Raw genomic sequence first — 12,419 nt, forward strand, 5'->3', positions numbered from 1 at the left:
GTGAGAGGCGCTTGTTCATTTTGTATACGCATAAAACCCTTTCCCTGTTTTCCGCCCTAAATGCCCGGCTTCAACGAGCTTGCGCAAAAGCTGCGGCGCCCGGAAGCGGTCGCCGTACGCCTCGGTCATGTTTTCGCTCACAGACAGGAGCGTATCAAGCCCGACCATGTCAGCGAGCTCAAGCGGCCCCATCGGGTAATTGAGGCCGAGCCGCACCGCTTTATCGATATCCTCAGCAGAAGCGATCCCTTCTTCATACATGCGGATGCATTCAATCATATGGGCGGCGAGCGCCCGCGTTGTGACAAACCCTTGCCGGTCTTTGACGACGACTGTTTCTTTGCCAAGCTCCGCGGACAGGCGGCGGATGGCGTCGACCGTTTCATCGGCCGTCGTTTCGCCTTTGACAATTTCAATGAGCTTCATCACCGGCGCTGGATTGAACCAATGCATGCCGATGACGTTCTCCGGCCGGTTGGTCGCAGCGGCAAGCGCTGTCACGCTCAGCTCCGATGTGTTGGTCGCCAAAATGGCGCCTGGCTTCGTGAGTTCGTCAAGCTTTCGAAACACCTCTTTTTTCAGCGTCAAGTTTTCCGGCGCCGCTTCAATGACGACGTCCGCTTCACGCACCGCTTCCGCCAAATCCGTCGTCGGACGGATGCGGCCGAGCGCCGCCTGCGCCTCTTGTTCGGACAGGTGTCCGGCTTTGACAAAGCGGCGCAAGCTTTTTTCGACCGAAGCGAGCCCGTTTTGCAAGGCCGCTTCGGACACGTCATATAAATGCACCGTTTTTCCCGCCATCGCCGCTGTTTGCGCGATGCCGCTTCCCATCACCCCAGCGCCGATGACCGTCAGTGTCTCAGCCACGATATTCGCCCCCTTACTCGGCTGCGGCATCCGCATAGCGCGCCGCCATCTCATCGCGCAGCTTTCGCTTTAAAAATTTGCCGACGCTCGTTTTTGGGATTTCATCAAGAAAGACGATGTCATCCGGCAGCCACCATTTCGTAAACTGCGGGCGCAAAAAGTCGTACAGCTCCTCTTTCGTGACGCGTTTTCCTTCTTTCAACACGACGCAGGCGATCGGGCGTTCCTGCCATTTCGGATGCGGCACGGCGACGACCGCCGCTTCAAACACCGCCTCATGGGCCATAAGCGCATTTTCCAAATCAACGGACGAAATCCATTCGCCGCCGCTTTTAATGACGTCTTTCGTCCGGTCGACGATTTTGACAAACCCTTCTTCGTCAACGGTGACGACATCGCCGGTATGCAGCCAGCCGTCGCGGAACGCGTCTTTCGTCCGGTCGTCGTTGTAGTATTCGGCGGCAATCCACGGCCCGCGCAAGCAAAGCTCGCCCATTTCCTGGCCGTCCCAACGAACCGGGCCATTTTGGCCGATGACTTTCATTTCGAGTCCCGGAGCGAGCAGCCCTTGCTTGGCGCGAATGTCGAGTTTCTCCTCGTACGACAGCGCGTCTTGATAACTTTTCGGGCGCGAGACGAGCACAAGCGGGCTCGTTTCCGTCATTCCGTAAGCATGGATAAACGGAATGCCGTATTTTTCTTCAAAGGCGCGGATCACTCCTTTCGGCGCAGCCGAACCGCCGCAAATGACGCGCGTCAAGCTCTTTACATCATAGTTTCCTTTCTCCAATTCTTGCAGCAGCCCAAGCCAAATCGTCGGCACACCGGCAGTAATCGTCACCCGCTCAGCGTCAATCAGCTCGGCAAGCACTTTCGGCGTAAACGCCGGCCCCGGCATGACGATCGTTGAGCCGAACCACGTGGCAGCAAACGGCAGCCCCCAGGCGTTGACATGAAACATCGGCACGACCGGCATAATGACATCGCGCTCGCATAGCCCTTGCGTATCGGCCAGTCCTAGCGCCATCGCGTGCAAAACAGTGCTCCGGTGCGTGTAGACGACCCCTTTCGGATTGCCCGTCGTCGCTGACGTATAGCACATACCGGCCGGTTGGTATTCATCGAGGTCTTTGAAGAACGGGAATGTCGGATCGCCTTCAGCAAGCAGCTTCTCATAATGGTACACCGGCGACAGCGTCGTTTCCGGCAGCTCGTCGGCGTCAGTCATGATGATGAAAGCGCGTACGTTCGGAATCTCGTCTTTCACCGCTTCAATGGCCGGCAGCAGATCGTCGTCAATGAGCAAGACGCGGTCATCGGCATGGTTGATGATATAGGCGATATGCTGTGCAGAAAGGCGAATGTTGATCGTATGCAGCACCGCCCCGATGCCCGGAATGGCAAAATACGCTTCCAAATGACGGTGATGGTTCCAGGCGAACGTGCCGACGCGGTCGCCGACTTCCACGCCAAGCTGCTTTAACACGCTTGCAAGCCTGCGCGTCCGCGCGCCGATTTCCTTGTATGTATGGCGGACGACGCCCCCTTTCATGCGGGAGATGACTTGTTTTTTCGGAAAAAACATCTCCGCCCGCTCAAGCATCATCGAAATGTTTAACGGCGTTTTCATCATCGGTTACTCCTCCCCCTTCAACAAATGTGCGTGTTCGTTCACTTGCGGCGCCGCCCCGCCGCTCCATTGTCCATCCAGCCCGTGCGCGGCCGTCCATGCTTCGTTTGACTGCAGCCGGACAAGACGGCGAATCCGGTCACCGGCAAACAGCTGCTTCGCTTCATCCGTTTCGAGCACCGGAGCGAGGCAAGCGTCGACCGTTTCCGCAAACGCGCTCCATTCGGAAAACGTTTTTTCGCGAAACAAAGCGGCAAGTCCTTCATACACTTCTTCCCCGGGCTCGGCCGGCGCCCATTGCGCCTCAATCCATTCCGGATGGCCGACCGCCTCGCAAAACTGGCGCCAAAAGTGCGGTTCGAGCGCTGCTAGGCTTATATAGCGGCCGTCCTTTGTCTCATACAGCTGATAACAGACGACTTCCCCAGCAAGCTCCGCAAGGCCGTTTTTCGGCCCGCCGCCATGCGCAATGGCAAAATGGCCGGCCATCATCGCCGTTAGGCCGTCGACCAAGGAAACATCCAAATAGGCGCCTTTGCCGGTTCGCTCGCGGGCAAACAGCGCTGCCAAAATGCGCTCGGCCGCCGCCATGCCGCCAATAAAATCAGCGAATGTCACCTTCGGATGAACCGGGCGGCCGCTTCGGTCCACAAGCTGCGCCAACAGTCCGGAGACCGCCATATAGTTTAAATCGTGGCTGCCGAGCAGCGAGCGCCCGCTCTGCTGGCCGAAGCCGCTGATCGAGCAGTAGACGACCCGCTCGTTGTTGCGGCGAATATCGCCATAGCTGAGCCCGAGCCGCGCCATCACCCCGGGGCGGAAGCTCTCGATCACCACATCGGCGCGGGCGGCAAGCCGCCGGGCTTGCTCGCGCCCCTCGTCCGTCTTTAAGTCCAAGGCGACGCTTTTCTTGCCGGCGTTGTACGCGGCAAACAGCCGGCCCTCGGCGAACGGGCGCAGCCGATCGCCGGATGGCGGCTCGATTTTGATCACCTCGGCCCCGAGCTGGGCGAGGCGCCAGCTCGCAAACGGGCCGGGCAAGTAATGGGAAAAGTCAAGCACAACGATACGATTCAGCATGAAACGCCCCTCTTTCTACAAGTCTAGCTGCCGGGCGATGATCGTTTTCATCATCTCGTTCGTCCCGGCGTAAATGGCGCTCACCGGAATGTCGCGATAGCGCCGGGCAATCTCGTATTCTTCCATATAGCCGTAGCCGCCGTGCAGCTGCATGGATTCGGCCGCGACGCGCTTCGCCATCTCCGTGATCCACCATTTCGCCATCGACACTTCTGCGACGATTTGTTTTCCCGCCATGTGCTCCTCGATGACGCGGTCGACAAACGTACGCCCGAGGGCGATGTCAGTCGCCATTTCGGCGAGACGGAACTGGACGGTTTGAAACTCGCTCACCCGCCGGCCGAACGCTGAGCGCTGTTTTACGTACTGCTTTGTGAGCGAAAACATCACTTCGGCCGCCGTCTGCGCGGCGATGGCGACAACAAGCCGCTCCTGCTGAAGCTTTTCCATCAAATAGTAAAAACCTTTTCCTTCCTCGCCGAGCAAGTTGCACGCCGGCACTTTCGCGTCTTGGAAAAACAGCTCAGCCGTATCTTGAGCGTGTAGCCCGACTTTCTCGAGCTTCCGCCCGCGCGTAAATCCCGGCGTATCGCGTTCGACAACAAGCAGGCTGATGCCGCGGTGCGGCGGTTTGGCATGCGGGTCGGTTTTGCAGGCGACGATGATCAAATCGGCGTGGATGCCGTTTGTAATAAACGTTTTTTGTCCATTGACGATATAATCATCGCCTTCTTTCACCGCTGTTGTCGAAATGTTCGCCAAATCCGATCCAGCTCCCGGCTCCGTCATGGCGATCGCCGTAATGACCTCGCCGCTGACGCATTTCGGCAGCCATTTTTGCTTTTGTTCTTCCGTTCCGTATGAAGCGATGTACGGCGTCACGATGTCGTTATGCAAGCCGATGCCGACAAGGCTGGAACCGACTTTTTCCAACTCTTCATTGATGACGACCGAATAGGCAAAATCAGCGTTTACTCCCCCGTACTTCTCATCGACCCATGGACAAAGAAAGCCGTTTTCCCCCATTTTCGCCCAAAACGACCGCGGAATGATGCCGCGTTGTTCCCATTCTTCATAATATGGATACGCCTCTTTTTCCAAAAACTTGCGGAACGCCTCGCGAAAAATATGGTGCTCTTCGCGCAAATAGCGGGCTGCCATCCATCATCCCTCTTTTCCGTTCCGTCACTTTTCCGTTGTTCCGCCCGCCGCCTGCTGTTTTAGCCGCTCGCGCAGCAAAAACTTTTGGATTTTGCCGCTCGCGTTGCGCGGCAGGGCGTCGATGAAATAATAGGCACGCGGCCGCTTATACGGGGCGAGGCGGTCGCTCGTTTGGCAAAACCGCTCAAGCTCCTCAGCGGTCAAGCGGTTATCTTTTTTGACAATGAAAGCGACGACTTTTTCCCCCCACAGCTCATCCGGCTCGCCAAGCACGGCGACGTCAAGCACGCCGGGATGCTCGTACAGCACATCCTCCACCTCGCGCGGGTAGACGTTTTCCCCGCCGCTAATGACCATATCATCAACCCGGTCAGCGACGTACAAGTAGCCGTCTTCGTCAACGTAACCGAGGTCGCCGGAATGGTACCAGCCTTTGTACAACGCTTGTTCTGTCGCCTCTTCGCGCTTGTAGTAGCCAGCCATCATGCACGGGCCGCGCATAATGATCTCGCCGACTTCACCCGGCGGCAGCACATTGTCTGGGTCGGACGGCCCGTCTTCCCGCGCGCGGACGACGCGGATTTCATGGTTCAGGCAGGCACGTCCGGCAGAACCGGCTTTTTTCAGCTGTTCGTCTTCCAATAAAAACGTGACCGCCGGTCCCATTTCCGTCATGCCGTACGCCTGCACTAAACCGATGCCGAGCCGCTCTTGACACTGCCTCACAAGCGCCGGGGCCATCGGGGCGGCGCCATACAAGCCGAGGCGGAGCGAAGAAAGGTCGTAATCGCTTACATTTTCCTGCAAGATCATATTCCACATCGTCGGAGCGCCGAACATGAGCGTAATCCGTTCGCGTTCGATCGTCTCGAGAACGAGCTTGGCGTCAAAATGATGCAAAATGATGCTCGCCGCTCCGGCATGCACGCGCGGCAGCAAGCAGCAATGCAGTTCGGCGCAATGAAACAGCGGCGCTGCGGCCAACCCGCGGTCCGTTTCCCGGATGCGCATCACGCCATGGCAAATGACGCTTTGCTCGATCATGTCGCGGTGCCGGTGCATCACCCCTTTGGGCCTCCCGGTCGTTCCGCTTGTGTACATAATGGCGTAAAGATCGCTCTCTTCCACATGCACGCGCGGCGCTGCCGCTGAAACCCGGGCAGCTTCTTCGTGAGCGCTTTTGGCAAACGGCGGTGGATCGCCATCAATCGACCAAAATGCCACATGCGGAAAACGGCTGTGAATCGCGGCGAGCTGCGGTTCGACCGCCCGTTCAAATACGACGATTTTCGGTTCGGCGTCCGTCAAAATATAGGCGATTTCTTCCGCTTTCAGCCGAAAATTGATCGGATTGAACACCGCGCCGATTTTGGCGCAGGCAAACAGGGCGGTGGCGAGTTCGAGCGTGTTGTACAGCACCGTCGAGATGCGGTCCCCTTTGCGGACGCCGGCTTCAAGAAAAGCGTTCGCCCATCGGTTCACTTCCCGCTCCCATTCGGCGTACGTATAGCGGCGTCCGGTCGCCACCTCAACGACCGCCTCGCGTGTCGGAAATTTTCTCACTGTTTGAGAAAACATCTCCCCAATCGTTACGTACAAGCGCGTTTCCCCCTTTTTTCCAAATGGACAGAGGGCAAGAAGATTGATTCGACAGACAATTCAGATCATTTGGCGCATGCGCCCTCGTTGTTTATGTATTCGCCCTTTTTCGTGACATTCCTCTTTTGCCTCCAAAAAAAAGAAAGGGAGGCTTCCCTTTCTTTTTTAAGAGTAGATGGCTAAATCGCGGTCGCGGATCGTCATCAGCTCCTTTTTGTCGTAGCGCCCTTCATGAAGAAGACGAACCGCCTGCTTGCGGATCGCTTTTTCGATCAAGTTGCGGACGTAGCGGCCGTTGCTGAACTTCAGCCGGCCCGCGGCCTCGAGCGTCCCCTCTAAATGGACGTACAGCTTCCGTTCCGCCTCCGGCGTCATTTCGTACTCACGCTCGCGCAACATTTGCTTAGCGATTTGCACAAGCTCCTCGACCGTATAATCGGGAAACTCAATCGTCAACGGAAAACGCGACGGCAAGCCGGGGTTTAATGACAAAAAATAATCCATTTCCTTCGGATAACCGGCTAAAATGACGACTAAATCGTCACAGTAATCTTCCATCCCTTTGACGAGCGTATCGATCGCTTCTTTGCCGAAATCTTTTTCGCCGCCGCGGGCGAGCGAATACGCTTCATCGATAAACAATACACCGCCGCGCGCTTTTTTGATCAAGTCGCGCGTTTTGCTTGCCGTATGCCCGATATATTCCCCGACTAAATCAGCCCGCTCGGCCTCAATGAAATGCCCTTTCGACAGCACGTTCATTTCAAAAAACAGTTTGCCGAGCAGACGCGCCACCGTCGTTTTCCCTGTTCCGGGATTTCCTTTAAAAATCATATGAAGTGCTTGGCGGTTCGCTTTCAAGCCGTTTTCTTTGCGCATCCGGCTAATGTACAGCCAGGCATAAATTTCCTTAACGATTTTTTTGACATGATCGAGCCCGATCAGTTGGTCGAGCTCTTTTTGAATATTGCGAAGCGCCTGATGTTCTTCGCCATCAAGCCAGTCATTCCGCTCTTCTTTCACTAAGTGATTCACCGTTTTCGAATTCAACACAATATTAATTTGCCCTTTCGCTTTGTTCATCGTCACCTCTGACAAGGGGCGTCACCTCGCTTCCCGTTTTTGCCATCCACACCCATTCCGATTTGGCTGTCGACGCCTCGCCTTTTCCCTATTAGTATACGTACGCCGCCGCCAATCCGTGACAATCGCCCAAACGAACAGCCGGCCGGCTGATCTTAGCACGGAAAAGTTTGTATATTTTTATTCAAATCGGCGGCCGTTTACGCATCGGAAATAAAAAAGCGACGTGAGCTGGGGCGGGAAGGGCGGAGCGAGAAATGCAGAAAAAAGACGCCCCCCCTAAGGAGAGCGTCTCTTTTCTCGGCGGCTTATGTACCGGCGGCATCATTGCTCGGTTTCAAACTGGATGTTCCGCTCCGGCGCAAACGTCGAAATCGCATGTTTGTAGATGAGCTGCTGTTTTCCTTGCACTTCGAGCAACACGGTGAAGTTGTCAAAGCCTTTAATGTACCCGCGCAGCTGGAAGCCGTTCAATAAGAACACAGTTACTTGGATGCTTTCTTTGCGCAGCTGGTTTAAAAACTGGTCTTGAATGTTGATCGTATTTTTCATGGAACGTCCTCCTCTTTTCTCTCTAAGGATATGGTTATATATTCGCTTCGAGTTGAAGCTTTCCTGCTATGTAGTGAAAAATTTCCTCCACCTTGGCGGCGAACTGTTCGGGGTCCGTCATGTCAAACCATCTAACCGGCATTTGGTTGCGAAACCATGTCAGCTGCCGTTTCGCATAGCGGCGTGAATTTTGTTTCAGCTGCTCGATCGCTTCGTCGAGGGAGACGCGGCCGTCAAAATAGTCGTACAGCTCTTTGTAGCCGATCGCCTGCACCGCCTGACAATCGCGCAAGCCGCGGTCGTACAGCGACTTCACCTCTTCCATCAGCCCCCCGGCGATCATCTCGTCGACCCGTTCATTAATGCGGCGGTAAAGCACGTTCCGCTCCGCCGTCAATCCGATGATGGCCGTTTCGTATAAAAGCTGCCGCTGCTGCCCCCGCTGCCACTCACTGAACGGTTTCCCGGTGCAATGATACACTTCGAGCGCACGAATGACGCGGCGGATGTTGTGCGGATGGATGCGCGCTGCGCTTTCCGGATCAACCGTCTCAAGCTGCCTGTAAAGCACTTCCGCCCCTTGCTCGGCTGCCAGCTGTTTAAGCGCTCGGCGATATGCTTCATCGGAAGGGGCATCGGAAAATTGGTAATCGTAAATGGCGGCTTGAATGTACAGCCCGGTGCCGCCGACGATGATCGGCAGCCGGCCGCGCGCGGAAATATCGGCAATAAGCGCACGGGCGAGCCGCTGAAATTCGACGACGGAAAACGGTTCGCACGGCTCTTTAATGTCGAGCAAATGGTGCGGAACCCCTTCCATTTCATCCGGCTTCACTTTCGCGGTGCCGATGTCCATTCCTTTATAAATTTGCATCGAATCGCCGCTGATGATTTCCCCGCCCAGCTTTTTCGCCAACGCGATGCCGAGCTTCGTTTTGCCGACTGCCGTCGGTCCGACGATGACAACGACTTTTTCTGCCATGGTGTGCCACTGCTTTCTGTTGCTAAACTCGTATCAAACACCATTATACATAAAAACGGCAACGCATGAAACAATTTCTTTCCTACGTTTTCGCCATCCGCCCGCCGTTTTATACATAGCAACGCGAAAAATTGCCGTCCGTTCCTTTCGCCGCGCCGAACGGGGCAAAAAAAATGAACGCCGTCAGAGGCGTTCATCATCAGAGCGAAAATTTGCCGACAATCGCCTGCAAATCATCAGCCATTTTCGACAGCGATGCAGCGGAAGCTGAAATTTCTTCCATTGATGCCAGCTGTTCCTCGGTCGCCGCCGATACTTCCTGCGTGCCGGCCGATGTCGATTCGGCGACGTCAGCAACAAGCCGAACGGAACGTACGATTTGTTCCGAGGAAGCGGCCATCTCGCCAACCGAAGCCGATACGTCGCGAATTTGCGCGGCCACTCCGTCAACGGCGGCGCGGATTTGAGCAAACGTCTCGCCCGAAGCGCGGATGACTCCCGTTCCGGCTGTCACTTCATTGACGACCGATTCCATCGATTGGACGGCATGAGCCGTTTCTTCTTGAATGGCAGCGATCAATTCTGCGATTTGCCGCGCCGATTCGGCCGATTGCTCCGCCAGCTTCCGCACTTCATCGGCGACGACGGCGAAGCCGCGCCCGTGCTCGCCGGCGCGTGCGGCCTCAATGGCGGCGTTTAAGGCGAGCAAGTTCGTCTGCGCCGCAATGTTGCGAATCGCCTCAATAATCGAGCCGATTTGCTCAGAACGGCGGCCGAGCCCTTTAATCACTTCGGCCAGCTGTTCGACCGTGTCGTTCACCTTGTTCATTTGCGCGACGCTCGCCTCGATCGTTTGTCCGCCGTCCGCGGCTTGTTTCGATGTTTCAGCGGCGATAGCCGCGACGCGTTGCGCGCGCTCGGAGATTTGCCCGATTTGTTCGGACATGGAGTCGACGGCGGCCGATGTTTCTTCGACGCTTTGCATTTGCTTGTCCACACCGGAAGCAACGCCTTGAATCGTCATGGCGATTTGCTCGGTCGCTTTGCTCGTTTGTTCGGCGCTCGCCGCCAGCTCTTCTGAGGAAGCGGCGACTTGTTCGGCATTTTGCGCCACTTCATGCAGCACGCCGCGCAAGTTTTTCGCCATTTGTTCAAACGAAGCGGCAAGTTCACCGATTTCATCGCGGTTGCGCACGCCGGTTTTCGTCTCGGTCAAATCGCCGGCGGCAATCCGCTTCGCTGCCTCTGACAGAGCAAGCAGCGGGCGGGAAAGCGAACGGCTGATGTAATAGCTGACGATCGCCCCGGCCGCTACCGCCAACACACCGACAATGACGATAAGCCGGCGAACGGCGGCGGCTGATGCGCTCGCGTCATGGCTCGCTTGGTCTACTTCCTGTTGCTGCAAGGCAACGAACTCGTTAATTTTTTGATCAAATTGGGTCGTTATGTCGCGCCCGGTTGTCATGACGAGCGCGGTATATTGCTCCGGTTTGTTTTGATCCTTCAATTCAAACGCTTTTTGGCCGAGCGCGTAAAACTGTTGCTCAAGCAAATCGAGATCAGCCAGCAGCTGTTTCGTTGTTTCTTGCGTTAACGAAACTGCGAGCTTTTCGCTTGTTTTTTTGTACTCCTCATGCGCCTTTTCAAAGTTTTCCCGCGACGTCTCGTCACCGGTCAACAAATAGCCGCGCATGCTGCCGACTTGGCGGCGGACGAGCACTTCAAGCTGTTTCGCATTTGCGAGTTTGGGCATGCGATTGTCGGTAACGTCCGTGTATGTACGGTCAAGCGTTGAAATCTCGTAATAAGCGAAACCGACCAGCAGCACAATTAACACGTAGACGAGACCGAAGCCAGCGAGCAGTTTTTTGCGAACGGTCATCTTCATCGATACATCCCCCGTTTTTGTAATGAAATCAGTCGTTCCACTTATATTATCGGATGATAGCCGCCGATGTTTAGCCATTTTTTGACGGACGTGCCGCGGCGGCAGCATTCCTCCTTCGACCGACTTTATGTCGTCCCCTCCGGCTGCCACGTGTTTCGGCTGGCTTCCGCTTCATCGCGGATAAAAAAGGAGGTAATGAGCGCGATGATGCTGCCAATTAAGCCAAATAAAAACAGGTGGCGAATGCCGGTCATAAATGTCGGCGCCTGCGCCAAAAACGCCCCCATCACCGTGACGCCGATCGCCGTGCCGATATTGCGGCAAAACATAAAAAAGGAAGTTGCAATCCCCTTTTCGTGGGCATCGGCCAATTGCTGCGAGCCGATGACGCCAACGGTCGACGTCAAGCCGAACGATAGCCCTTGCAAAAACATGATGAAAAAGACGTACCAAAACCCATGGCTTTCATTAAGCAAGGCGAGGAAAAGGCCGGAAGCGACAAGCAGCACGTTGCCGATGATCAGAAGCGGGCGGTAGCCATAGCGCAAAATCCACTTCCCCGCTGGCACGGCGGCGATCATCCAGCCGACAGACGAGCCAAGCAAAGCAACACCGCTCATAAACACGGACAAGTGGGCGACATTTTGCAAAAAGAGCGGGATGTAGCTTGACGTCCCAAACAAGGCGACACAGCTGACAAAGCCATTAATGTTCATCCATTTAAGCGTCCGATGATGGACAAGCGACAGCGGCACAAGCGGAGATGGCTGCCGTTTTTCGAAATAATAAAAGGCGACAAGCAACAACGCCCCGACCGCACCGTACCACCATTGCCCCCGTTCAACGACCGTCACAAGCAAAAGCAGGCTGATCGCCGCCGCAAACAGCGCCGCGCCCATATAGTCGACCGCCGCCCGCTTCGGTTCATACACTTCTTTATACGGAAGCAGCGTCAAAAGCGAGAGCAAGCAAATCGGAATGTTGACATAAAAAACCCAGCGCCATGTCGCATACTCGACAAACAGCGAACCTAAAAGCGGCGCCAACACGGCAGAAAGTCCCCACATGGCCGTAAAAAATGCTTGGATTTTTCCACGCTTTTCCACGGGGAACAAATCGCCGGCGATAATTGCCGGAAACGGCATCATAAATCCGGCCCCCACCCCTTGCAAGGCGCGGAATAAAACAAGCTGCACCATGTTTTGCGACAACCCGCAAAGAAGTGAGCCGATTAGAAATAAAATAATGCCAAAGCTGAATACTTTTTTGCGGCCGAATAAGTCCGACAGGCGACCGGCAATCGGCGACAGGACGGTGGTCGTAATCATGTACGATGCAAACGTCCACGCATACAGGGAAAATTCCCCAAGCTCTTTGGCGATGATCGGCATCGTCGTGTTCATAATCGTCGTATCCATAGACGCGACGAGCATCGCCAGCACGATGCTGATCATGACCGACAGGCGGCTGTTCATACCAATGACCTCCTTTTTTAAGTAAGCTACGAATATTTTATTTTACATGATAAAAAATGATGGCACCAAATGATATGCGTTGAACATCCGAATCATTTG

General features: G+C 55.4%; 10 protein-coding genes. All 10 read right to left on the reverse strand.

Annotation, left to right across the window (positions count from 1 at the left end):
* Positions 1–15: 15 nt before the first annotated feature.
* Positions 16–867: a 3-hydroxyacyl-CoA dehydrogenase family protein gene (locus GS3922_RS09915; RefSeq protein WP_063166210.1), complete on the reverse strand. Its 852-nt coding sequence runs from the start codon at positions 865–867 to the stop codon at positions 16–18.
* Positions 868–880: 13 nt separating this feature from the next.
* Complete coding sequence (locus GS3922_RS09920; protein WP_063166211.1) at positions 881–2,500, reverse strand: long-chain fatty acid--CoA ligase; 1,620 nt, start codon at positions 2,498–2,500, stop codon at positions 881–883.
* A gap of 3 nt (positions 2,501–2,503) precedes the next feature.
* A complete protein-coding gene (locus GS3922_RS09925; RefSeq protein WP_063166212.1) occupies positions 2,504–3,577 on the reverse strand; it encodes a CaiB/BaiF CoA transferase family protein in 1,074 nt (357 codons plus the stop codon).
* A gap of 15 nt (positions 3,578–3,592) precedes the next feature.
* On the reverse strand, positions 3,593–4,738 hold the full coding sequence (locus GS3922_RS09930) for an acyl-CoA dehydrogenase family protein (RefSeq protein WP_063166213.1): 1,146 nt from the start codon (positions 4,736–4,738) through the stop codon (positions 3,593–3,595).
* A gap of 24 nt (positions 4,739–4,762) precedes the next feature.
* A complete protein-coding gene (locus tag GS3922_RS09935) occupies positions 4,763–6,337 on the reverse strand; it encodes a fatty acid--CoA ligase (protein WP_063166214.1) in 1,575 nt (524 codons plus the stop codon).
* 165 nt (positions 6,338–6,502) lie between these two features.
* On the reverse strand, positions 6,503–7,435 hold the full coding sequence (spoVK, locus tag GS3922_RS09940) for a stage V sporulation protein K (protein WP_063166215.1): 933 nt from the start codon (positions 7,433–7,435) through the stop codon (positions 6,503–6,505).
* Positions 7,436–7,744: 309 nt separating this feature from the next.
* Positions 7,745–7,972, reverse strand: coding sequence for an RNA chaperone Hfq (hfq, locus tag GS3922_RS09945; RefSeq protein WP_063166216.1), 228 nt, complete (start codon positions 7,970–7,972; stop codon positions 7,745–7,747).
* 34 nt (positions 7,973–8,006) lie between these two features.
* Positions 8,007–8,954, reverse strand: coding sequence for a tRNA (adenosine(37)-N6)-dimethylallyltransferase MiaA (gene miaA, locus GS3922_RS09950; protein WP_063166217.1), 948 nt, complete (start codon positions 8,952–8,954; stop codon positions 8,007–8,009).
* A gap of 199 nt (positions 8,955–9,153) precedes the next feature.
* On the reverse strand, positions 9,154–10,845 hold the full coding sequence (locus GS3922_RS09955; protein WP_063167376.1) for a methyl-accepting chemotaxis protein: 1,692 nt from the start codon (positions 10,843–10,845) through the stop codon (positions 9,154–9,156).
* 125 nt (positions 10,846–10,970) lie between these two features.
* Positions 10,971–12,320 carry an MDR family MFS transporter gene (locus GS3922_RS09960; protein WP_063166218.1) on the reverse strand — a complete coding sequence of 450 codons (1,350 nt, stop codon included), beginning with the start codon at positions 12,318–12,320 and terminating at the stop codon, positions 10,971–10,973.
* Between the last annotated feature and the right edge of the window lie 99 nt (positions 12,321–12,419).

This window comes from Geobacillus subterraneus (genome assembly GCF_001618685.1).
In the GTDB taxonomy this organism is placed as follows: domain Bacteria; phylum Bacillota; class Bacilli; order Bacillales; family Anoxybacillaceae; genus Geobacillus; species Geobacillus subterraneus.